Source organism: Eudoraea sp., assembly GCF_049669105.1.
Taxonomy (GTDB): Bacteria; Bacteroidota; Bacteroidia; order Flavobacteriales; family Flavobacteriaceae; genus Eudoraea.
In genome coordinates this window covers 1-24,090 of sequence record NZ_JBATKE010000197.1, presented here as the reverse complement: position 1 = coordinate 24,090, position 24,090 = coordinate 1, and the positions used below count along the sequence as shown (strand labels likewise).

Below are 24,090 nucleotides of genomic sequence, written 5' to 3'. Positions count from 1 at the left end.
TTGTTAAATATCAAAAATGATCAGGGTTTCCCAGTCTCTGTTATTATTTTTTTGCACATCAGCCTCATGGTAAGTCACTGCCTTGATTTCCTCATCAAAACCGTGAGCTTGTCTGCCATGAATCTCTGCTCTTATCTTCCTGGTTGTCAACTCCAAAATTTTTATTTCACAAAAAATCGCTTTTTCGGCATAAGAAGAAGATAGTACTTCAGATAAAAAATCAATAAGCAGGCAGGTTTCATCATGTGCCGTAAGTTCAATTTTTAACTTGAGCACAAATGGGCCATTCTTATCACAAAAACCATCCTTTAAAATGTTACCCATTCCCAATACTCCTGCAGTAAAAAGCTCTTCTAGACTGGAACCCTCTATTTTCATACGGATATCAGCAGTGTGGGGAAGGAATCGAATTTTCATTTTTTGGTCGCTTTCACCACTAGAAAGGAGCCCTCTCCAAAACCTGGTTTTGGAATTTGTATTTTCTCGATCTCACCTAAGTTACCAAAAAGGGTTTGGTTGAATTCCAGGTTTTTGAATTCTGCTTCCTTTAGCAATGTCTGTATTCGGTCTACAGTATAAAAATTGGCCTTTGCGAAGAACGTACTTCGATGGCGTTTTTCGATATATTGTTGCGCTATACTTCTATCCTTATCCAAAAATCCGATCAATACAGAACCTTCGTGTTTTAATACCCTGTGTGCTTCGGCCAAAGCATTCTTTAAACTAGTTAAATGGCAAATGGTTACAAAAAGCACAAAATCGAATTGCATGTCTCCGTACGGAAGGCGTTCAGCTAACCCTTCGATAACCTCTATTCCCCTTTTGATAGCCTTTTCGGCCATTCCTCTGGAGGGCTCTACGCCTTCTTTGATTCCTAAAGGAAGGGCAAATCTTCCGGTTCCCAAACCCACTTCAATACCGCTGATATTTTCCGGTAGTTTTAATAATTGTTCCCTAATCGCGGCAATTTCGGATTGATAGACTTCAGGATAGTCTTCGTACCATTTCTCATATTCTTCTACGTGTCTGTCAAATATTTCTGTGTGTGTCATCGTGCTTCTGTTTATGATTCCTTAAATATCATTAGAATAAAGTCCAGCTGCAATGATCTATGTCAACCTGCACAGATTTTTAGAAGTAAAAAAACCAGGCCTGCGATTAGGACACCTGGTAAGAATGTCAACAAAAAGATAATGTACCGCCCAAAGGAAATTCAGCTTTTCCTCGATACCTTCTCGAACCAACCAAATTAATTTAGGTCAACCAATTTTAGTGTTCCAAAACTTCGAAAGTTACTTTGGTATTTACACGATATTCAGAAATCTTATTATTCGCTACGGCTACCTGCATGTCTTGCACGTAGACCGATTTGATGTCTCTCACGCTTTTTGAGACTTCGTTAATAACATTTTGTACGGCATCTTCAAAACTTTCCGTAGAATTTCCTAAAATTTCAACAACTTTTAATACTGACATAATTATTTGTTTTGATTAATTTATAAATTAAATTCCTGTTCTTAAGCAATCAATAGCCGAACTTCGGTGCATATCGCTTCAAAATTAAATTACTGATGAAGCTTCACCAGGAGTTGAATCAATCTCCCGAGAATCGATGTTCAATACGGTGTATTTTCCTTGGCAACCATCAAAACCTAAAAACAGCGTTCATCGGACTTTCCTTTACGGGCATTTGTTCAGGAGGCAAAAAATACACTTCACCCCCTTGTTCGAAAGTTTGCACCGCAGCCAAATTGGCTAACGATACATTGTTAATTTCGTGTTTTTCGTCTATTGAAACTTCGTTGTCCTTCTTATCATAAATACCAAATACATCGGCGCCTTCTTCGATAAAAAGTGTATCAATCTTACCATTGAGCGCGGCGTTCACAATGGCATCTATCTCATAAGAAGTCTTTTGTGTATGGAATAATTCTTTGAACTTATTAATCTTATTGAACTGAGGTCGCTGAAAATATTCCTCGACCAGCATCCATGATTCCTGATGTCTTTTATCATCCTTTTTATATTCGGGGTCCCCTGACAGGTGCTTATCGTACAGATTATTATACGTATTCGCTTCAGCATACAGCGCGTACAGCCGATCGATACATGAAAGTACCAAGGGAGCCTTCGAATCTGATGTGATTTTTTTTACACCTTCGTCCAGCATCCTGAAATACCGCAACAATTCATCCTTTTCATCATCCTTTCCCGCGCCTTGCCCGTGAAACGATGCCCCGTACGTAGCCTGTCCGCTCCTGAACTGCAAATTCTTTTGTTCATAATCGGACCCCACAGCATCTTCCAATTGTTTCGGAGCAAAATCCTGCAGATACCTATCCTTAAAAGAGTAACGTGACCCTTCATACAGTTTTACGTAATCCTGGCTAAGATCCAAAAGATAGTAAAGCCCATCGTTATGATATAACGGTAGCAGGGGTAAAAGATAAAAATGGCCCGCTACGTAGGTTTTTGTCTCGAATGAAATGGGAACCATAAAGTATCTCATTCCATCCTCTGAATCCAAAAAGATAGCCAATCCATCGGAGGGGTTCCTCCATAGCTCCACCTTGTCTAAAAGCTGCTCTACAGGTTCGAGATATTCTTCTATTTCATTCATCTGCATTTGATGTTCCACCAACGTTTTCTGTACCTCGTTGATACTTTGTCTAAGCCGGGCCTGCGCCAAATGCATATTCTGTTCCTTGCCTTTTTTATCCATGGGCAGGAATATGGAAACACAATAAAGATTGCGTGTTTCGGCTAGGGTTTCAAATTCTTTTTTAGGCAGTGGATGTTTTTCGGAAATATTCATGACTCAACTATTTTGAGCCAAAATACCCAAATCAAAGAGAACTTAAAATGATTTAAATCAGTAGGTTGAAATTATTGAGATCGCCTTAGTGAGTGATTAACGACCTATTATACCAATACTCTTCTTTAAGATAAAAGGGGCTAAGAAATTTTTTGCTCTTTTAGGTGTTTTTCAATAGTAGTTAAAAGGTCTTCAAGTTCAAAAGGTTTGGTTAGGTAATCATCCGCACCAGCATCGATCCCTGCCTTAACATCTATCTTTTCTGTTTTCGCACTGAAAAAAATAAATGGTATTCTTTTTAGATCAGGATCTTGCCCCACATGTCTAAGTACCGCAAAACCATCCATCTCCGGCATAAGAATATCACAGAGTATCAGGTCCGGGGTTTCACATTTAATCCTTTCGAGACCCGTCCTACCGTTCGAAGCGGTGGTTACAAGGTAGCCCTCGAGCTGTAAAAGTTCTGCGGTATTCCCGCGAATGCCCACATCATCTTCAATAATAAGAATGCGTGTCATAAGCAATATGAATTGGGATATAGAAGATACAAAAACAGTTCTTATTGAAAGAATAATCCTATTTAAAATGTGAACTTTCTTTCAAATAAGGAAAGTTCACATTCTGGCCACTCCCATTCCTGTACATCCCTAACCAAACCAGAACCATGTAAAGCATATCCCCAGCATGGAAAAAAGTGGTCTTAACTTATTTTATCCACGAAACTGCCAATGGAGAGCAAGGAATGATTTATATCATTTCCGATTAGCGTCAATGTAACTTCCTTTATGCCAGAATTTTTAAGAAACAAACTTTGATAAAAAGAAAACTATAAAAATAGCAGCGATTACCTTAATTATGTTATTTACATCATGCGCAAGCCAAAAAATAGTTGTGATAGTACAGGACAAGTAATAAGGGTAAATAAATAAACATTGAAATGAATAAGATCATCACCCTGACCATGAACCCTGTAGTTGATAAAGACACCTCTGTAGCAGGCATTGTGCCCAACAAAAAGTTGCGATGCAAAGCACCTGATTATTATGCGGGAGGTGGAGGCATCAATGTTTCAAGGGCTTTGAAGAACCTGGGTTTTGAATCGCTTTGTATGTATTTGTCGGGCGGCCCAATGGGAATCCACTTGCAACAATTAATATCCAATAATAACATCGAACAAAAAGTAGTTCCAATCGAAGGGTGGACCCGTGAAAACCTTTCCGTAACCGATACAAATACCCAGCTGCAATACCGATTTGTAGTTCCGGGGCCTAACGTAAAAAAAGAAGAATGGAAGGAGGTACTGACCCTTTTGGAGGAAATTTTAGAAAAAGACGATTTTTTAGTCGCCAGTGGAAAATTACCCCCCAAAATGCCAACTGATTTTTATGTACGGGTCTCGAAAATCACAGATAAAAAGGAAGCGAAACTGGTATTGGATACTTCCGGCGAAGCATTGCTTCCCAGCATGAAAGCTAACATTTTTTTAATGAAGCCCAACTTGGGTGAGCTGAGCACTATTTTGCATGTAGCATCCATTTCGGCTATGGAACTGGAATCTTTGGCCAAAAGGCTCCTTGAAGAAATTAGTTGTAAAGTACTCGTGGTTTCCTTAGGTGCGAAAGGTGCATTATGGGCGACCAAAAATGAAATAGAATATATTCCCGCCCCTACGGTACATCAAAAAAGTACTATTGGCGCAGGCGACAGTATGGTCGCTGGTATGGTATTCAGCCTAACCCATGGAAAATCATTAGGGGAAGCCGTAAAATATGGCGTAGCATGTGGTACGGCCGCTACGCTTCATCCTGGGACACAACTTTGTAATAGGGAAGATGCGGACAAATTATGTGAGTGGATAGAAAATAATACTGTTAAAAAAGCGAAAAAAATCCCCAAACTGATCTAGGTCATTTGGAACTAGAAATCGACCTTGTATTTTTGTGGCTTAGTTAAGAATAATAAAGTTCATTGAAAAATTTACAAGCCTTACTCGGGGGAATTAAGGCTTGACAGGATGGAAGAGGCATGACGTTCCTTTAGACCATTTGAATCGCGATAAGGTTTAGCTATAAATTTTGTTGAGGTCAGTGTAAGCGGTAATCGGATCAGAAAGCATCATCCGGGAAACCGGAACATTTGGGTGTTCCGGTTTCTTTTTCAAAAAATAGTATTAACCTGATGAAGGTCATGTTAAACTTGGATGCCATTCCTTAGTTTAGCATCTTAGTTGAATGGAATAGTTCTTTGAAAACGGAGTCTGAACGACTTCTACACATCATAAATAACGATAAACTTATTATTCGTGGGGAGTAATAAGGTCTAGCATAAGAAGGTGTCGAAAATGCCCCATGCCGTGTGGTTTTAGCTATGGCCTAGCAATAGGTTTCACTCAAAATTACGCAAAGCGGTCAAAGGTGGTTTTTACACTTTCTTGGAAACTGGAACATGCAAATGTTCCAGTTTCTTTATAGTATTGATCGGCATCATTGCAAAATGGTAAAGGTCATAGTAAAGAAAACGGATGCAGTTGGTACTCCAATCGATCGTTTAGGTCGTTTTAGCAATAAAATGGTTTAAGAGATTGATAAAAAAGTGTTGATGAATCCCCTTTCTTTATGGAAAACAGGAAGTTTCGGCTTCCTGTTTTTTTTTGTCAGTAATATATGGGCTTCGAAGCAACAATCACATAGCGACCATGGCCTTCATCTTCCTTCTAATATTTTGGGAAAATTTTCCGCAAATACTTTATGATGACTTTTAATTAATTCGACAGTTATTTAATCCTTTCATTTACCTGTGTTTCTGTTGCTTCCCGGGGTATTCCTATTGCTCCTGCCCCGATTGGAATTATTCTCGTCATGATACCCCCGAATGTTATCATCATTATAATCTCGAATCCGTTCATATCGGGATCGCCCTAAATCGATGTGACTGTAACGAGGTGGTAATATGTTGCGCCGCACCCAAACGTTTCCCTCCAAATACAGATAGGTTCTTGCCGACAGATCGTAGTAAATCATGTATTCGGGAAAATAGACATAGCGCACCACCTCTACCCGGTTTGGATAAAACCAAGGCGGCGGCGGATTGTTGGGCCGAGAAGTAACTACAACCGGGCCACATCTTGCCAATAACAATAAAACTATAACCATAATAAATAGTATTCCTGATTTAAATAGCGCTCTGTTTTCCATCACTTTTAATTTCAATAACAAATTAAAGGGAGGATAGAGAAATTCGAAATGACCTACATCATATCAGAAGACATGCATTTAAAATAATTTTGTGATTGTTCTACGGAAAAATACCCGTGTCCTAATATATGATGATAAAGGATTGTTCAAATAAATACAACGATCCATATAAGGTCATGAAGACTTTAAGCACAAGCATATCAGATACCGTAGAAGTATTATATCAATTTGCAATTTTAGAAAGAAATGAAGCAAGTGTCAAATAAAAATAAAAAAGGAACATCCAATACTTCGGGAAGCGATAAAAACTACCCTAAACCGCCCTATGGAGGTTATGGTTTCAGTTGGTACTATTTCTTTCTATTTGGACTCATATTGTGGTTTGCTCTCTTTTCCAATCCCGTTTCCGGTACCAGGGAAATCAGTTGGTCTTTTTTACAAGACACCCTTTTGGCACAACGGGAGGTAGCAAAAATAGTTGTGGTAAACAAAGAATTCGCGGAAATCCATATCAAAAAAGACCACCTGGGAGATCAAAGGCACAAGGAGGTCAGCGAAAAGTTGTTCCGTGCTGAAGAAAGCCCACTATACCGGATAACCATCGGATCGGTAGAGACTTTTGAGGACAAATTGCAACGCGCCCAAGAGGATTTTTCCTCTTCAGAAAAAATAAGTGTACAATATGAGACCCGTACCAGTTGGATCGGTATCCTATCCTGGCTGTTACCTTTTGGGATTATCATTTTATTCTGGATGTTTATGCTACGGCGAATGGGTGGAAAAGGTACAGGTGGAAATCCGCTCTTCAATTTTGGGAAATCAACGCCCCATATTTCGGAAAAAGGCACCAAAAGCTCGGCAAGCTTTGAAGATATTGCAGGTTTAAAAGAGGCCAAGTTAGAAGTCATGGAGGTAGTGGACTTCTTAAAAAATCCTGAAACCTATACAAAATTAGGCGCTAAAATCCCCAAAGGAGTATTGTTGGTAGGCCCTCCCGGAACGGGAAAGACTTTAATGGCCAGGGCCGTTGCAGGCGAAGCACAGGTTCCTTTTTTCTCAATGTCGGGATCCGAATTTGTAGAAATGTTTGTGGGCGTGGGAGCCTCCAGGGTACGCGACCTCTTTAAAAAGGCCAAGGAAAAAGCACCGAGTATCATATTTATCGATGAAATAGATGCCGTGGGCCGTTCCCGTGGTAAAGTCAATGCGTTTCAGGCCAATGATGAACGGGAAAGTACTTTGAACCAATTACTTACGGAACTTGACGGCTTCGGCCCCAACACAGGAGTTATCGTACTGGCTGCCACCAACCGCCCCGATGTGCTGGACAAGGCCCTGCTGCGCCCTGGAAGGTTCGATCGCCATATTTATCTGGAACTGCCCACTAAGGAGGAACGAAAGGAAATCTTCGGAGTGCATCTTCGCCCACTGAAGCTTTCAAAAGATATAAATGTAGATGTTCTTGCTAAACTGAGTCCCGGTTTTTCAGGGGCAGACATCGCCAATATCTGTAATGAAGCCGCCTTGATCGCGGCCCGGAAGAAAAAAAAGGAAGTGGAACAAGAAGATTTTATAGAAGCACGGGATCGGGTCATAGGTGGTCTGGAACGCAAAAGCAAGATTATCTCGCCCAAGGAAAAAGAAATCGTGGCACACCACGAGGCGGGGCACGCAGTGGTCAGTTGGTATCTTAAAAATGTAGATTCTTTGGTCAAGGTGTCCATCATTCCGCGAGGAAAATCTTTAGGTGCTGCCTGGTACCTGCCTGAAGAAAGGCAAATTGTAACCAAATCTCAATTTATGGATCAGATTTGTGCCTCTTTAGGTGGTCGTGCCGCGGAGGAGATTATTTTTGACGAGCCTTCCTCAGGTGCTTTGGATGATTTGGAAAAAGTGACGAAGCAGGCTTATACCATGGTAGCCTACTATGGTCTGGATGAGGAGATAGGCCCAATCAGTTTCTACGACTCCTCGGGACAAAATGAACGGTTGTTGGGGAAACCCTACAGTGAAAATATGGCGCAACAGATCGACAAGCAAGTAAATGAGTTAGTTACCACGGCCTATAAAAGAACAAAAAACTTACTACTGGAACATCGTGAAGAACTGGAAAAACTGGCGCAGCTCCTCTTAAAACAAGAAGTGGCAGAAAAAGAGGATCTGGAGAAGATTTTGGGAAAAAGAGGCGTAAAAGAACTGGTCGAGAGCAAGGAGTGAAATTATAGAACTGAATAAACTAATAAAAATAAAGTCATCATGGAAAAAACACACAAACCGGAAGAAGTAATCTTCAATGAAGATTTACATTTTGAACACCAACAATGGCGCTCAGAACTTGCATTTTGGGAAGACGAGTTAAAATCCTTTAAAAACAGATTAAGTGAACTTGTAACCCGGTGGACTGATAAAACAGTATTGGCAGAATTGGAACATTATCAAAATGAATTTATCCTTCATGGCGGTGTCATAGACGATTTGCAGGAGGCAATTGAGCAACATGAGACCCGTATTGCCGCTCAAACAAAAACAGGGCAGAATACATTGGATACCCTGCTTGTAAAAAGACATCTGGAATTCAGAAACCGTATGGAAACCCAACGGCAGATCTATGCAGATTTGAAAAAGGAATTTTTTAGATTTCTTTCAAGGTATATGTAGCAATATCGGGCCAAAAAAGAGCTGTTTCCCAGGGCATTTTCTCTTAAAGATCTAAATGTCCGAACCCTGTTTTGGGCTGCTGATCGGGTTAAAGTAAAGACAAGGACAATCTTTATAGGCATGTTTAAAGATGATATATCACTGGCATTTACTATAAATCGAGGAGATGCTCTCCGTTGTTCCGTATTCCTTTGTGAAAATGTTGATTCCCATAGGCATGCCTAATGAATTTGTTTGCCGGTTTTTACTTCTTCGTCCTTAAATTCAAAGTTTTTTAACATACCCAAAGACCATTTTTTTAAACTCGCGGAAATCGCTCGTAAAAAGTTGCATACGATTCTTTAGGTTTTTATGCCGGTCTCTGTAATCGACATCCGCAATTCCTTTTTCGCCTTTTTCCAAACGGGCCAATAATTTTTCATGACTGATAATATCGTCCGCGAGATAATCGAACAGGTTCTCATGGATCTTGTCCAGATTACTTAGCATTTTGCCATATTCCATTTCTCTGCTATCTTTTTTGCGTAACAGATCGGCGAAGAATCTGGTCTCGTCTTTCCAGAAGGCCAAGGTTTCAAGCCATTCTAGACTCTCTCTATGTAGAATGTCTAACCCTACACCCAATAAAAAATCTTTACTTTGATTTAAAGCTTTCGTATTCATGGTGGTAGTAATTATTGATTTATTTCTTTGTCCCTATTATAAAAACTGGTTTTGAGTGCCTTACGGGCATCTTCTAAAAGTTGTTTCACTTCCTTGAGGCTTTGATTTCTTATTTCTGCGATTTCCTCGACATTAAAATGGTGTTCCGTTGCAAGTTCGTATATCGCACGCATAGATAGTGGCAAATGGTACAATACCATTTCGGCATGCTTCCTGATATTCTCTTCACCCCATTCCCTGTCCAGTTTGGCAATCATTTCATTATTGTCATCTTCCACAAAAACGTGGTTCAGTATATAATCCTTGTTTCCGTAGGATATATCGTCCATTTCTTCCATCATAACCAGATCGCCATCGCCGTCGGTAGAAAATTTTTCTTCCATAGCATCCCAGGCAGGTTTTGAAAAATCATCGATGTTCTGAAAGAAAACCTCATCGTATTCCTCATCGACAATTTTATCCTCCAACAGTTCATCAGCCTTTTTGAATAACCATGGGTATAAGTCTTTTTCATTTTTGACCTCATCAAAATGATCATACGCCGTGATGAACAATTGATCTACAAAATCGGCAGGCCTGTATTTTCCCTGGGGAAGGTTTCCTTTTGATATGGCGGTATTCAGTCTTTTCACGATGTACCGATTTACATGAGGTAAGGTTTTTAACAACAGTTCGCTAAACGCTTTTTTCTCGCCCATTTTCCTATGCCGGACCAAATCAGAAAAAGTACTCGCTACAAATACTCGGAACTCCTTTTGGCTTTTGTAATAAGTTCTAGTGCTTTCCATTTTATTGATATTTTATAAAACAAAAATGCGAACATAAAACGTTCGGTGAAATGATTAGCATCAGTCAGAACGATTTTGTAGGGGAGAATAAAAGCATGTTAAAAAAGTGCCTGACTGATGTGCGTCATTTTGAATAATAGTTGTCAAGGCTATTTTTAATGCGATCTAATTGTTGAAGTCAACAGATTTTCTCCGGAGTTTATCATGAGCCAGGACGAAGGACGGTAATGACTCTCTAGTAAAATTATATTCTGAATTTGCCTGGGTAGTAAGCTTAATAGAAAGGATGAAATCTGTTGAGAATCCATATAGCGACAAATTTTTTTTCCTGTTTCAGGTATTACCATGAAAGACCTGATCCGGTATTACGAAGAAATCGCCGATACTACTTCAAAATCAATTTAAAATAACAGCATCATGAATACTTCGGAGCAAAGAATAGCGGTCCTCGATAAAGTAAGCAAGAAATTGGAGAATGCTTTGGATTTAGATTCCCTCATAGAAAAGCTCTCCGATTCACAAGTAGTATTATTAGGCGAGGCCTCTCACGGCACTCACGAATATTACACTTGGCGTACGGCCATAAGCAAAAGGTTAATCGAAGAACACGGTTTTAATTTTATTGCCGTAGAGGGCGATTGGCCCGATTTTTATCGCGTGAACCGATATGTAAAACACTATGAAAACAGTCATAACAGTTCAGTAGAAGTATTAAAAGAATTCAACCGATGGCCTACCTGGATGTGGGCCAACTGGGAAGTAGAGGCCCTGACCAACTGGTTGCACATACACAATGAAAAGCTGCCTGCCAATGAAAGGGTGGGTATCTACGGCCTTGACGTTTATAGCCTGTGGGAATCCATGGAAGCCATCATGGACTATCTGATGACCCACGACATTAGCTTAGTGCCTTCGGCCAAAAGGGCCCTGGGCTGTTTTGAACCTTTCGGCGATGAAAAGGGTATGGCCTACGCAAGATCATTGCAGCGTTTTCTGCCCAAAACCTGCGAAAACGAAGTGATATCATTGCTTCAGGATATTAAAAACCGCGCCCAACATTTCAATACCGATTTAGAGGCCTCCCTGAATATGGAACAGAATGCCCATATCGCGAAAAATGCGGAAGCCTATTACCGTTCCATGGTACATGCCAACCAAAGTTCATGGAACCTGCGTGACCATCATATGATGGATACCCTAAAGCGCTTGCTCCATTTTCACGGACCCAAATCAAAGGCAATTATCTGGGAGCATAACACCCATGTTGGGGATGCCAGGGCAACGGACATGGCATTGGACAGTACCGTAAATGTAGGTCAGTTGGTACGCGAGCAATTGCCGGGCCACAATCCTAAAATAGTAGGTTTTGGATCGTACAAAGGTACAGTCGTAGCCAGTTCAGAATGGGGCGCTCCCATGCGGAATATGCATGTTCCGGAAGCCATCGAAGGTTCGTGGGAACAGCTTTTGCACCAAACCGGAAAAGGGGATCAATTGTTGTTTATGAACGACTTAAAGGGAAATAACCTCTTTAAAGACCCGATTGGGCAACGTGCTATTGGGGTGGTGTACCACCCGCTCTTTGAGAAAATAGGTAATTACGTACCCTCGGTTATGCCCGAACGCTATGATGCCTTTATCTATATTGATACTTCGGAAGGGGTGCATGCTATGGATGTGTATGTAGATAAATCGCAACTGCCTGAAACGTATCCCTGGGCATTTTAGGTCTATCCTTCCCTGTCCAATTTTCCATTTTTACAAGTAGCCCAGGTTTAACTTCATACAATTACATATGTATTTTCGAAACCCTTTTTGGGCTTTAGATTTCACAACACAGATCTCATGAGAGGATTTTATGGGTCAATGTATCCCCAGAAATCTGGCGGCAAATTTATACCTGAATAAATTTATCCATGCTGATGTTGGTCATTCCAGAACACCATTGATCCCCTTATTTTTGCATTCGGAATCCTTCATGGATTCAGGTTTAATAGTTTAATTAAAAGAAATTAAAATGGAAACATTATTAGAAGTACAGGAAAAAATTACACCCATGCCCAGAATCGGCGACAGCGCACCCTCATTTCAGGCTGTGACCACACAGGGTATGATTAATTTTCCCGATGATTACAAAGGAAAATGGGTCATCCTCTTTAGCCATCCCGCAGACTTTACGCCCGTTTGTACCTCCGAGTTTATGACCTTTGCCAAATTGGAGGACAAATTCGCCAATACCAATTGTAAACTGGTGGGGTTATCCATAGACGGACTATACAGCCATATTGCGTGGTTGCGCACTATAAAGGACAAGATCGAGTTCAAGGGTATGAAAAATATGGAGGTTAAGTTTCCCTTAATCGAGGATATAACCATGGAGATAGCTAAAAAATATGGTATGATCCAGCCCGGAGAAAGTAAGACCCAGGCAGTACGTGCGGTATTTTTTATAGACCCTCATGGAATTATCCGTGCTGTTATTTATTATCCATTGAGTTTGGGACGGAATTTTGACGAAATATATCGCGCCCTGATCGCCATGCAGACCGCCGATGAATTTTCCGTAGCCACTCCTGCCGATTGGCAGCCTGGAGATGATGTCATCGTACCTCCCGCCGGTTCCTGCGGAACTGCCAAAGAGCGTGTAGAATCTGCAAATGGTGAAATGGAGTGTGCCGACTGGTTTTTCTGTACCCGAAAATTGGATAAGAAAAAAGTGCTCGAGGCAGTGCTTAAAAATTGACAAAACTCCAATCGGTTGTCATTCCGAGATGCGAAGAATCCTTCATATGCAACATATTGGCCGGTGATACTTCATGTATCGGAATGACAACTCCATGTAAAAAATGACAACAGTATTGAGATTGAACTAAAGAAAAAAATCATGAAACAACTACAAAGGTATACCCTATCAATGATTTTTGTCTTTCTTATATTTTCCTGCAATACTTCCGAAAAAAAGAAGGTCCCACAGATGGACGAACGTACTCAAGTACAATCGACACAGAACTATTCTGTAGACACTACAGGGGTTTCCATCAAATGGACCGCCTATAAGTTTACCGAAAAACTTGGGGTAAGTGGCATATTTGACCAATTCGCCTTAAACCTTAAAAATGATCATGGTCCACTCGAGACCCTGTTGGAAGATGCCGAATTGACTATCAATACAGTATCGGTAAATACGGGAAATGAAATTCGGGACCCCAAATTGAGGACTTTCTTTTTCCAGGTATTCCATACAGATACCATTTTCGGAAAAATTCTCGATACAGAGGAAGGCAAGGAAGCTTTGGAACTTAAAATGAACAATATTACGAATGATGTGGCATATACGTATTCCCTAAAAAACGATACCCTTATCATGACCACCCATATAGATGTTATGCAATGGAACGGAACAGAAGCACTGAAATCCCTTAACAAAGAGTGCTATGAAGTTCATACCGGTATCGATGGAGTTTCCAAACTTTGGCCAGATGTGGATGTTGTTTTGAAATTACCAATTAAAACGGATTTGTAGAGGGAATGAAAAAGGTGGCTTATTACAGGTCAAAAACAATTCCCAATCGCATATTTAAGGTATTTGCCCTTTATACCTGCCCTTCGGGCTTGGCTTCGCGAAAGCGATGCAGGCGGGTTTTCAGTCAGGAGTTGTTGTCTAATCTGTCTGAAGAATTTAATCCGCCACTGATTAATTAATTATTGGGGGTTTACGATGTTTTGTTCCTTGTTCATATGAGTATGCAAGCTTTATCAAAATAGGTTCATTATACATTTTACCCAAAAATTGGAGCCCGACGGGTAAATTATCTTCGGAAAATCCCATAGGAACAGTAAAAGCAGGTTGCCCTGTATGGGGTGCAATAATTTGACTATTATCCCCTTTATATTCCTTTTCAAAGAAATCGATTCTTGCCGGCTTATTATTCCAAGACGGATAGACAATGGCATCCAGATTCAAAGAGTCCATAACAGATTCGATGGCTTCTCTGAAAGCAATTCTTTTTTCATCGTGGTAGGCGTCTAAACATTCAGAATCTGCGTTTCCCCATCTGCCAGTTTGACTGGTATAAGCCTGCAATCGCCCTTTTGAAAATTCCGATGTGGAACCAATCCTAATTATGTCTTCTAAAGTTTTAATAGTGTCTCTTTTAACGTAGGTATCTAAAAACGACTCCACGTCGGCTCGAAATGTTGCACACCACTGATTTTGTCTTAAGTTAGAAAAATCAGGAATTTGAACTGGGTCAACAATTTCAGCTCCTAATGAATCCAAATCTGAAATTGCTTTTACAAATAATTCATTTATATCGGGATCTATTTCGTAATCGCTTAGTTCTCGCAGTATTCCTATTCTGGAACCTTGCAGGCCATTCTTAATGAGAAACTGTCTGTAATTGTTTTGTGTTTTGTTCAAAGAATTTTTGGTGATGGGGTCTTTCGAATCAAAACCGACCATAACTTCCATTATACGAGTGGCATCTTCTACTGTACGGCACATTGGTCCTACAACATCATTTCTCAAAAACAACGGCACGATTCCTTCTCTGCTAATTAGCCCCAGTGTTGTTCTAAACCCCACTAGAGCACAATGTGATGATGGGCCTCGAATGGAGTTACCCGTATCGGTGCCCAATCCGCCAATAGCAAGATTAGCAGCAATAGAAGCAGCTGTTCCTCCACTAGAACCTGCCGGTACATAATCCAGATTATATGGATTGTAGGTGATACCACCTGTAGAGCTTTCAGTGTGCATTGGTGAAAATGCCCATTCAGCCATATTAGATTTTCCAATGATAATGGCCCCAGCTTCCACTAATTTTTTAATAACAAATGCATTTTCTTCCGGAATAAAATCTTTAAGAGCAAAAGCGCCTGCCGTAGTTGGAAGCCCTTCTGTATTAATATTATCTTTTACGATAATTGGAATTCCATGAAGTGGACGTAACACTTTGGTCCTTTTATATTCTTCATCTAGCTCTTTTGCAATCGACACCGCATTCGGGTTTATGATGGTCAAGGCATTTATTTTTGTATCAAGTAGTTCAATCCTATTCAAATAAGCCATAACCAATTGTTGACTAGTGTAATCTCCCTTTTCATAACTTTGATGAATCTGTTCAACGGTTAGTTCCACTAAGTCAATTTGCTCTGAAGGTTTTGGAGATTGACACCCATAAAGTGCGATGGCTACAGAAAATAATGCGACATATAATTTGTTCATTGGTATTACTTAATTTAATTCTTTATTAATCATTTCAACTAACTTTCTTCCTAACTCTCGTAAATCCTGTGTTACCCAGTAATGACTATTGAGTTTACAATGTTGATTTTCATTTTGATTTTTTGTACAGAAACTAACTTGTTATATCTGTACTAAAATAGTTTTTAATATTATATTTTAAGGATAGAGCTACATTTGATTGCTTTATATCTTCATTACAGTAGTCGCATAGCGGTTTTACGTGTGTAATCTTCTATTTAAGATAGTGTCTTAATACGTCTTAAATCTACTTTACAAAGCTTCTCGGTTACGCTGGCCGTGCCTCCGGAATTCTTGTGAATTTACATTTCAATAGCGTAAGCCATGTCCGAAAGCGCCGTGCACCTGGCAAATATCTGCAGCGAAGGAAGCAGCTTTCTCAAGGGAGTTTTCAATCAACAAGGGCGGCTGAACACTGGTGTTGGCTTTACCTCCTACATAGGAAATCAGGAATGCACTGATGAAGGCATCTCCTGCTCCGAGCGTGTCCGCTGGTATCACTACCTGGGGAGCCTGTCTAAACCAGGATCGACCATCGAACATAATGACTTCATGAGGACCCCGTGTGGCCACTGCGACGGAACAGCCTTTATTGACAACTTTCTCAAGAAGCTCCGTTACTGCTTCTTCGGTCCATTCGGCACAGGAAAAAAAAGCGAAATCGATGTACTGACATAGGGAAAGCGCATATTCGCTCTCGAAGTCATCCGAAAAGTCGTAGCTGATCAAGGGGTTGAGTTGTTGCAATTGAGCTAAATAGCCATCCATATAGCTGTACGCACTGGTATGCACAATTGAAAACGTCTGCAGGTAATCGAGATCGTCAAAAATGAATTCCATTGGTACGGATTTGCTAATCCCACCTTCGTTCGATGAAATAAAAACGCGCTCGCCAGCTTCGATTGTCAAAATTGCATGACCATTTGGTCCGTCAGCACTGCGGCAATGGGAAGTATCTACGCCTATTCGGGCGAGTGTTCGTTGCACATGCTTAGCACTTTCATCGCTTCCAAAAACACCCAGATAGGCCGAATTGCAGCCTAACATCGACGCATATACCGAAAAGTTAAGCGCGTTACCCCCCGGAAACATTGTCCGAATGTGACTATAGTCGTCCACAACATTGTCGCCGATACCTATAACCTTCATTGCGCGTTCTCCCATCATCAAAATTAGTATTCCACTTTACCCATATAACGGCGTGTTTCAAGTGGATGATTGCGAATATTTGCCAATGCCTCCCGGTAATCACACAGTACGCTGTAGAACAAGACCGGATTAAAAAACTCGACAACGGACTCGGGAAGCACCCCAATACCAAGCTCTTTAGCGTCGATTACTACATAATTCTTCGCGTAACTTTTAAGGAAGGCGAGCACCCTCTCATCAAGGGGACGAGTGCGGCCTTCATTCACCAAAAGAATGAAATTGGTTTTTTTGTCTGTAACTTCAAAAGGACCGTGAAAAAACTCACCGGAGTGAATTGCGCTCGCGTGCAGCCATTGCATTTCCATCAAAGAGCAGATCGCAAAGCCATAAGCGTGTCCGTAGCTCGCTCCGCTAGACAAAATATAGAACATTTTCTCATTCTGATACGTCTCTGCAAATGTCAGGACCCGCGCGCCCACTTTTTTGCGTGCTGCCGCAACGACATCATCTATCTTTAACAAAGCTTCCTGAAATTCGTGGTAATTGACATATCCCTCCGAGTGTTGCAATATTTCAAGACAAAGTGCCAGTGTAATTGCCATCGGATTATTTTGAACGCTTGATTCATCACCCCACTCGTAAACAACATTGTAATCCGAAAAAGCGGCAATATCTGATGACTTGTTATGAGTTAATGAGACCGTAAGAGAACCGGCTGCTTTTGCAACTTTCACCGCCTCAACTATTTCCGGGGTAATACCACTGTGCGAGCAAAAGATGACAACCGACCGTTCCCCCAGCACCTTCGGTACCGCATGAACAAACTCGTTGGCCGTATAGAGATCAGTGCGCAAAAGACAGCTTTCACTCCCCAGGAAGAATTTGCCCGGGTAGAGATCTACCAGTGAGCCGCCACAGGCAACTAAAAACACCTCAGACATTTGAACACCCTCCTTAGCTCTCGCCTTGAGCATTTTGACTAGTGCCTTAGTGTGCAGGGTGATTGAATTCATAAATATTTAATCTTTATCTAATGTTGGATACTTTTTTAATTTTAATAAACAGAAATAGTCAACAAGATCATTGTTGTAATCAACAATAGCAAAAGCAGCGGCATTATAAATTGCACCCACTTATTGAACCCTATTTTTACAATAGCCAACGCTGCCAGGATTAAACTTGTAGGATTGATCAAATAAAACAGACCCATCCCATATTGATAGGTGTTAACAATAATCTCTCTTCCAATGTTTACAGTATCTGCTAACGGGGACAAGATTGGCATGGTTAAAACAGCCATTCCTGAGGACGAGGGCATGAAAAAGGATAAACCCCCATAAATAAATAGCATGGCATTTGTAAACACACCTTTGTTCATCCCCTCTGTTATTGTACTGGCATGATATAAAATGGTATCGCTAATAAGTCCATCTTCCATTAAAATGGTAACACCCCGGGCGATGCCAACAATAAAGGCAACACTCAATAAATCTGCTGCCCCTTTTGCAAACACCTCCACGAAAACACTTTCTTTGATCTTTCCAATAATCCCAATAAGTATTGCTCCAACAAGAAATGTGGATGTCATTTCTACAAACCACCAATCTAAAAAAGAAACCCCATAGATCATAACGATGAAACATAGTGAAAATACAACGATAATTAGTCTAAGTCTATTTGTGAATTGCGTTGTTGTATTCATTGTATTTATTCCAAAAACCTTCTCCAGGGCTTCTTTTTGGTCATAAATAATTGACTTCGTTGGATCGGCTTTTACGCGTTTTGCATAGCGAAGAATGTATAGAATAGTAATCGTCAAACAAACAATCAGCATGATTAAGCGATTGTTGAGACCTGTGGTCCAATTTATTCCCGCCGCATCCGACGCAATAATCGTAGAAAACGGATTTATAGTAGAGCACATTGTCCCAATTCCTGACCCTAGAAAAATACAGGCAAGCCCAACCATCGCATCGTATTTTGCTGCCAGGAATACAGGAATTAAAATAGGGTAAAAGGCCATCGTTTCTTCCGCAAGACCAAAGGTTGTTCCACCAGCTGCAATTAGTGTTGTTACCAATATAATTAGAATATACTCTCTGCCTTTAAGCGTTTTTGCCATCCAGGATATGCCAGCATCAAATGCCCCTGTAAGATTCATTATGCCAATTAAGCCCCCAATAATAAGGATTAGAAAGATGATGTCTGCAGCTGCGATTATCCCTTTTATGGGCGATTTCGCCAAAGCTGCAAGGCCTTGTGGTTTTGATTCCAGTTCTTTATAGGTATTAGGAATTCCAATTGGCTTATAGATATCACCACTTGTAAATTTGTGAATAGGAATTTTAATGTTGAGGTTCTCTAAGCTTTCTTGTGTTGCAGGCAATTCAACACTTTCTACTATACCAGTTTTGGTAAATGTATTGCTTATGGCATTGTAAGCCAGGCTATCGTATTTCCCTGCAGGAACCAACCAGGTTAAAAGTGTTACAAATCCGGCGATGATGATTAGAATGGTTTGGGCTGTTGGAAATTTTAGTTTTTTCATTTATGAATTCTGTTACTATTTCTTAGTTAGTCCAAAAGCACCATGACAGTTTTAATAAACGACTCTTTTAATGACGTATTTTTGTTATTCGATACAGTTTATTCTTTAAATCAGAAGCATTAGTAACATAAATACAACCGGGGCTTAATTCCAGTTTGAAGATAGCATAAAATTCTTCCATCTAACAGCAGCTGGTATCATATACCTTGAAATTATAAAAGGCAATATTAAGCGCTTCATTTTCATCCCCATTCAGGAAATTGAGTAGTATTCAGATCCAGTGTTGCAATGGTCTGCATATCAGATTCAGCAAGCTCAAAATCGAAAATATCCAGATTTTCAATCATATGTGCTTTTTGGGAAGATCTTGGAATTGCAATAATTCCTCTCTGATAGTGCCACCTTAAGCATACCTGAGCGATGCTCTTGGTATACTTCTTGCCTATGGCAGCGAGGGTTTGGTTGCTGAAAATTTCATTTCGTCCGGCAGCAAAAGGAGACCAGGCTTCCATTTGCGTCTCAGAGTTATTCAAAATTTCATATGACTTGTCCTCCTGGAAGAAAACATGGGTCTCGATTTGATTGATTGCAGGTCTTATTTTGGCATATTCCATCATAGCATCAAGTTGATCAGGTTCAAAATTACTCACACCAATAGCTCGGATTTTCCCCTCCTTGAAGAGCTCTTCCATCGCCTGCCAAGTGCCTTTTACATCTCCTCTGGGCCGGTGGATAAGATATAGATCTAAATAGGCTACGTCCAGTTTGTTTATCGATGTTTCAAATGCCTTCTTTGTGCTTTCATAGCCCGAATCGTCAACCCAAAGTTTTGAGGTTATAAATAGTTCCTTTCTATCAATACCACTTTGCTTAATCCCTTCTCCTACAGCTTCTTCGTTTCCGTAAATATGAGCGGTATCAATAAGGCGATAACCCACTGAAATTGCATCAAACACACATCGTGTACCGATAGCTCCTTTTAGGGTATTTGTGCCAAAACCAAGCCTTGGCATTGGTATCCCGTTGTTGAGCAGTACGGTTGGAATTGAATTTTTTATTTGGGTAGCAGAAAGCGCTCCGAATAGTTCTGAACTGCCTAAACCCACAAACACAGTTGCAGCAGCAAACTTTGTGCTTCTTTTTAAAAACTCCCGACGTTTTACTAAACCCTTACCATGATTTTCCATACTTATTTCTCATTTTCTAATTTATATAAAAATAGCTAAAACTCTGATGAGTTTCAATTTCTTTTAACGGAGGCTCAAGAAGATAGGAGATTTGTAACTTGTTTAAAAACAAACTTTTTTGGCGGCCTCAACAAGAAATTAAGAATATACCTTTGGAAAGTGAAGCATTCAAAAAGGGATAAGACAAGAAAATAGCGCGATTTACGGGCGCCCACAAAACGCATTGTAATAGTCCACCACTTCCAGGGGCCTGGTCAACGAACGGTTGTTTATTTTTTCTACCAGGGTGGGGCAATCCCAAAAATAGCTGGCCAGGCGTTTCTTTTTAAGACCAAAGACACCTTGGGTGGCCCGTTCCATAGTGGTTTCACCTTCCCGTAGAAACAGTTCAAATTGATCCAGGTAATCATTGTCGTCATGTAAAAATTCCCTTGCATAACAACCTAAGGGTCCCATGGCCAATACCTTTAAAAAGACTTTTTTGCCATATCCGGGTCGGCTATAATAATGAAACTTAAAAAACTGATTTTCCTCAGCATACCAAAGGGATTCATACGTATGTATCCCTGCCTTATAGCCCAAAATGTCTTCCGCACTGTAGCGCTTTACCCTGCCGCGTTCATCCTTGAACCTGATTTTTTTAAAGAGCGTCCCGTCATTCCGGTCTTTCACCGATCCATAAAGTGAATCTTTACTGTTGAGCACTATGAATCCGGGTTCATAGGTTTGGGCCCTAATGCCTTGAAACGAATAACACAGTATTAGTATGAAGAACATGAAACCGACATTTTTACCATTATAAAGAAAAGCAGTAAATACCATGAAGAATAGTTTGAAGGTCACTAAAGACAAATAATATACCATAATCAGCGAACCTATTTGTTTTTCGCTCAAATGCTCAAATTATAGGTCTCCTTTAAAACTGCACCCTGTAATCATGATCAAATTGAGCAGGTATTGGCGCTTCTGTTTCCCCGGGTTCTGGTGAAGATGAATCTTTATACCTCGTGCAATGGTAGCGATAGAAACATCATTGTAAAGCATTGCCGTGTAAGCAATAGTTTTCCTTGCTATATGATGGCTGATGGACTTGTTGATGCCGACAATATGCTTTATTCACCGCCAAAGATTGCGGGTGCTTTCAAAGAATTGTCCAGATCATTTATAGCAATTATTGTGAGTGCGATTAAGGGAATAGCTATAATAGCAACCGTCAACCAGGTTGATTTGGTTTTACTCTGTATAAAAACTTCATCTATTTCATTAGTATCTAAAGGAATTTTGACCATATTTTTATTTAGTTTTTGAAGGCCACAGAATTGTCCCTCTTCAAATACTATTTGTTCATAATGGTGTTTTTTCTTGGAGATGGTATTAATCTTAGTCCGTTTTTGTTCCCTGACAGCCTGCTCCAAACTTACTGAGGCACTTTGATAAGCCACACAACTCTGAAACATCATAATTGACATAAAGAAAAGGGAAATTAATTGCAGTCCTTTTTTAAGTGCTTTCATGGCAAAAAGCTTTGATCTATAAGTCAAGATAATCAAAAAGAAGGAAAAGGAAATTGTTTTTCAGCTAATTTTAAGAGTATTCACGGCAACGGCGATTGAACTACCAGAACACTTTTCTAAATAATGCCCTACCTTAGGAAGTACAACCAGCTACTTCCTTCCAATGATCAATTTCTTTAGAAATATTAGACAAAAACTATTAACTGAAAATAAATTCAGTAAATATCTGCTTTACGCGATTGGAGAAATTATTTTAGTAGTGATTGGAATTTTGATTGCACTAGGAATAAATAACTGGAACGAAACGCGCAAACAGAAAGCAACGCTATCTGATTATACAGAATCCTTAATTAAGGATTTACAACAAGACACAATAATTGTGAATGAACAGATTAGGTTTACCAATGAGGACAACAGAATACTAGAAAATTTAATAGGAAGACTATCTCATCCCAATGCTAATAATGATACTCTAATTAAGATAACAAGATATGAATTACCTTCTCTTTACTTATATCAAAGACCTCTAAACACTAATACATTACTTGCTATTCAATCCAATGGAACGTTAGAATACTTTGATGATAAGACTTATAATTCTTTAATTGAGTTACAAACAATTCAAAATATTAAAGGTACTATTCTAAATGGGCAAATAGAGGGTCATACTATTCAATATCGGGCAATAAATTCAAAATATACCATAGGTGAATATAAAGCACTCAGTGGCCCATTAACAGAAGAAGCATGGACAAATGTAGATACTTATGATTTGTACCGAACAGTAGAGAGTTTTATTGCGTCAAGGAAATGTATGAATGTCAAGGGAGGTATTAATAGAAATGAAATTCTGACTGCAACCGAAAAAGTACTCAATCGATTAATTGCTATTCAAAAAGACATGACTGGCAAAAAGTAATTTAGGCTTTATGATTTAGAACTAAACCAATAATTAACGAAAGCATAACAACGCATAAAATAAATACAAGTACTAATTTTATACGAAACCGTTAGCACCAATTAATTCAAAATCAAATAATAATGAAAGTTACAGCTGAAAAAAACGAAAAAGTTGCCCAAATGACATTTGCATCTGTTTATCCTCATTATATAAATAGGTTAGAGAAGAATGGTAGAACGAAAGAAGAATTTCACCAGGTTATAGAATGGCTAACCGGATTTGATGAAGAGAAAATACAAGAATTGATTGATGAAAAAGTAACTTTTGAAACATTCTTTCAAAAAGCAGAATTGAATCCCAATGCTCACCTCATAAAAGGCGTAATTTGTGGTTATCGAATTGAAGAAATACCGGATAAATTTGAATTGTATAGAAAATGTAGATATTTAGATAAGTTGTATGATGAATTAGCAAAAGGTCGTAAAATGGAAAATATTTTACGAGTAGAAAAGAAATAAAAACTGGTGCTAACAAAGAACTGAGGTGAAAAACAAACAAATTCTCCCTTAATCTGAGACATTATAATTCATTGCTAGTACTCGCCTACTTTCGAAAATCCGAGAGGATTTTCAATTTGGTGTGTACTTGCAAAGTTAAGAGCTATCGGGACACGCAACTACTAATAGCCGAGACCGTTAGCAGCAATTACCTATCTTTGGAACAACGTGTGTATTAAATAAGCAAAAGCAATTTTAATAAAAATCAAATATATGAAAACAGTAAAAAATTACTCAACTATTACATTAATGCTAATAGTACTTTTCAGTTTGATATATAACAATGCTAAAGCGCAATTAAGAACGCCTAGTTCGGTAGGAAAATATGAAAAAGGTACAATAACTCTTGAAAATGGGGATGAGATTAGTGGATATATATTTATGGATATGATGAATCCTCAAGAATTTCAAAAAAGGGTTAACCTGATTGACGAGAAAACCTATACGGCTTTCAGTGAAGGGGAAAATATAGATAAAGACGTTGTGGTGTATGATGCCAACGACTTGCAAAGTTTTACACTTGAAAACAGTAAAAAATTCAAAAAGGCAAAATATGTCAATCTATTTGCCAAAAGAAAACAAGACAAAATTCCTAAAAATCTTATGTTAGAAGTTGTTATTGAAGGAAAGATTACGGTTTTTAAAAAGTATCACCACACCCAAGGTATAGTTTCTCCCTACTTACCTGACCGTACTAAAGTTAATGATGCTGAATATGTCAAATGGCAGGAAAACAACTTTGAGATTCTTTCCCAGAAAGAAGGAGAGGAGGCGAAAAATATGTCTACAATCAATATAAAGTCTCTTGTAGGTGATAATAAAACCGTTTTAACTAATTATGCTAAAGACA

Annotated in this window: 24 protein-coding genes; 9 read left to right on the top strand and 15 right to left on the bottom strand. The window is 39.5% G+C overall.

Features of this window, described 5'->3' with window-relative positions:
* Nucleotides 1-3: 3 nt before the first annotated feature.
* From WBM60_RS15025 to WBM60_RS15005, 5 genes are all read right to left on the bottom strand, one after another.
* Complete coding sequence (locus WBM60_RS15025) at nt 4-417, bottom strand: archease (protein WP_424262616.1); 414 nt, start codon at nt 415-417, stop codon at nt 4-6.
* A complete protein-coding gene (locus WBM60_RS15020; protein ID WP_424262618.1) occupies nt 414-1,052 on the bottom strand; it encodes a class I SAM-dependent methyltransferase in 639 nt (212 codons plus the stop codon). Before WBM60_RS15020 ends, WBM60_RS15025 begins: the two co-directional genes overlap by 4 nt.
* A 217-nt stretch (nt 1,053-1,269) precedes the next feature.
* Nucleotides 1,270-1,476 carry a dodecin family protein gene (locus tag WBM60_RS15015; RefSeq protein WP_424262620.1) on the bottom strand — a complete coding sequence of 69 codons (207 nt, stop codon included), beginning with the start codon at nt 1,474-1,476 and terminating at the stop codon, nt 1,270-1,272.
* A gap of 169 nt (nt 1,477-1,645) precedes the next feature.
* Nucleotides 1,646-2,815, bottom strand: a complete 1,170-nt coding sequence (locus tag WBM60_RS15010; RefSeq protein WP_424277944.1) for a hypothetical protein — start codon at nt 2,813-2,815, stop codon at nt 1,646-1,648.
* Nucleotides 2,816-2,955: 140 nt separating this feature from the next.
* On the bottom strand, nt 2,956-3,333 hold the full coding sequence (locus tag WBM60_RS15005; protein WP_424262624.1) for a response regulator transcription factor: 378 nt from the start codon (nt 3,331-3,333) through the stop codon (nt 2,956-2,958).
* Between the two features lie 419 nt (nt 3,334-3,752).
* Here WBM60_RS15005 and WBM60_RS15000 point away from each other — a divergent pair, with 419 nt between their 5' ends.
* Nucleotides 3,753-4,721, top strand: a complete 969-nt coding sequence (locus tag WBM60_RS15000; RefSeq protein WP_424262626.1) for a 1-phosphofructokinase family hexose kinase — start codon at nt 3,753-3,755, stop codon at nt 4,719-4,721.
* Between the two features lie 880 nt (nt 4,722-5,601).
* Here WBM60_RS15000 and WBM60_RS14995 read toward each other — a convergent pair.
* Nucleotides 5,602-6,009 carry a hypothetical protein gene (locus tag WBM60_RS14995; RefSeq protein ID WP_424262628.1) on the bottom strand — a complete coding sequence of 136 codons (408 nt, stop codon included), beginning with the start codon at nt 6,007-6,009 and terminating at the stop codon, nt 5,602-5,604.
* A gap of 246 nt (nt 6,010-6,255) precedes the next feature.
* Between WBM60_RS14995 and ftsH the strand changes: the two genes are divergently transcribed.
* Nucleotides 6,256-8,226 carry an ATP-dependent zinc metalloprotease FtsH gene (gene ftsH / locus WBM60_RS14990; RefSeq protein WP_424277450.1) on the top strand — a complete coding sequence of 657 codons (1,971 nt, stop codon included), beginning with the start codon at nt 6,256-6,258 and terminating at the stop codon, nt 8,224-8,226.
* Between the two features lie 39 nt (nt 8,227-8,265).
* Nucleotides 8,266-8,667: a hypothetical protein gene (locus tag WBM60_RS14985; protein ID WP_424262853.1), complete on the top strand. Its 402-nt coding sequence runs from the start codon at nt 8,266-8,268 to the stop codon at nt 8,665-8,667.
* Between the two features lie 264 nt (nt 8,668-8,931).
* Here WBM60_RS14985 and WBM60_RS14980 read toward each other — a convergent pair whose 3' ends face one another.
* On the bottom strand, nt 8,932-9,330 hold the full coding sequence (locus tag WBM60_RS14980) for a hypothetical protein (RefSeq protein WP_424262851.1): 399 nt from the start codon (nt 9,328-9,330) through the stop codon (nt 8,932-8,934).
* A gap of 11 nt (nt 9,331-9,341) precedes the next feature.
* Complete coding sequence (locus tag WBM60_RS14975) at nt 9,342-10,118, bottom strand: RNA polymerase sigma factor (RefSeq protein WP_424262849.1); 777 nt, start codon at nt 10,116-10,118, stop codon at nt 9,342-9,344.
* Nucleotides 10,119-10,535: 417 nt separating this feature from the next.
* Between WBM60_RS14975 and WBM60_RS14970 the strand changes: the two genes are divergently transcribed.
* The 3 genes from WBM60_RS14970 (at nt 10,536) to WBM60_RS14960 (ending at nt 13,641) form a co-directional block, all read left to right on the top strand.
* Nucleotides 10,536-11,846, top strand: coding sequence for an erythromycin esterase family protein (locus WBM60_RS14970; protein WP_424262847.1), 1,311 nt, complete (start codon nt 10,536-10,538; stop codon nt 11,844-11,846).
* Nucleotides 11,847-12,135: 289 nt separating this feature from the next.
* The gene (locus WBM60_RS14965; protein WP_424277451.1) at nt 12,136-12,861 is read left to right on the top strand and encodes a peroxiredoxin; all 726 of its coding nucleotides are present in this window, start codon (nt 12,136-12,138) and stop codon (nt 12,859-12,861) included.
* Between the two features lie 141 nt (nt 12,862-13,002).
* A complete protein-coding gene (locus WBM60_RS14960; RefSeq protein WP_424283274.1) occupies nt 13,003-13,641 on the top strand; it encodes a YceI family protein in 639 nt (212 codons plus the stop codon).
* Nucleotides 13,642-13,812: 171 nt separating this feature from the next.
* Here the strand turns inward: WBM60_RS14960 and WBM60_RS14955 are convergent, their stop codons facing one another.
* From WBM60_RS14955 to WBM60_RS14925, 7 genes are all read right to left on the bottom strand, one after another.
* Complete coding sequence (locus WBM60_RS14955; RefSeq protein ID WP_424283273.1) at nt 13,813-15,345, bottom strand: amidase; 1,533 nt, start codon at nt 15,343-15,345, stop codon at nt 13,813-13,815.
* A 348-nt stretch (nt 15,346-15,693) separates the two neighbouring features.
* The gene (locus WBM60_RS14950; protein ID WP_424277454.1) at nt 15,694-16,551 is read right to left on the bottom strand and encodes a PfkB family carbohydrate kinase; all 858 of its coding nucleotides are present in this window, start codon (nt 16,549-16,551) and stop codon (nt 15,694-15,696) included.
* Between the two features lie 5 nt (nt 16,552-16,556).
* A complete protein-coding gene (locus tag WBM60_RS14945) occupies nt 16,557-17,546 on the bottom strand; it encodes an SIS domain-containing protein (protein WP_424262837.1) in 990 nt (329 codons plus the stop codon).
* A gap of 41 nt (nt 17,547-17,587) precedes the next feature.
* Nucleotides 17,588-19,081, bottom strand: coding sequence for a YfcC family protein (locus tag WBM60_RS14940; protein ID WP_424262835.1), 1,494 nt, complete (start codon nt 19,079-19,081; stop codon nt 17,588-17,590).
* A 242-nt stretch (nt 19,082-19,323) separates the two neighbouring features.
* Complete coding sequence (locus tag WBM60_RS14935) at nt 19,324-20,127, bottom strand: aldo/keto reductase (RefSeq protein ID WP_424277459.1); 804 nt, start codon at nt 20,125-20,127, stop codon at nt 19,324-19,326.
* A 342-nt stretch (nt 20,128-20,469) separates the two neighbouring features.
* Nucleotides 20,470-21,045 (bottom strand): hypothetical protein, encoded by a 576-nt coding sequence (locus WBM60_RS14930; RefSeq protein WP_424283272.1) that lies wholly within the window; start codon nt 21,043-21,045, stop codon nt 20,470-20,472.
* Nucleotides 21,046-21,380: 335 nt separating this feature from the next.
* The gene (locus WBM60_RS14925; RefSeq protein WP_424263102.1) at nt 21,381-21,782 is read right to left on the bottom strand and encodes a hypothetical protein; all 402 of its coding nucleotides are present in this window, start codon (nt 21,780-21,782) and stop codon (nt 21,381-21,383) included.
* A gap of 163 nt (nt 21,783-21,945) precedes the next feature.
* Here WBM60_RS14925 and WBM60_RS14920 point away from each other — a divergent pair, with 163 nt between their 5' ends.
* From WBM60_RS14920 to WBM60_RS14910, 3 genes are all read left to right on the top strand, one after another.
* Nucleotides 21,946-22,701, top strand: coding sequence for a DUF6090 family protein (locus WBM60_RS14920; RefSeq protein ID WP_424263104.1), 756 nt, complete (start codon nt 21,946-21,948; stop codon nt 22,699-22,701).
* 122 nt (nt 22,702-22,823) lie between these two features.
* Nucleotides 22,824-23,201: a DUF2200 domain-containing protein gene (locus WBM60_RS14915; protein ID WP_424263106.1), complete on the top strand. Its 378-nt coding sequence runs from the start codon at nt 22,824-22,826 to the stop codon at nt 23,199-23,201.
* A 252-nt stretch (nt 23,202-23,453) separates the two neighbouring features.
* The coding region (locus tag WBM60_RS14910; protein ID WP_424283271.1) for a hypothetical protein at nt 23,454-24,090 on the top strand (637 nt) is incomplete at its 3' end.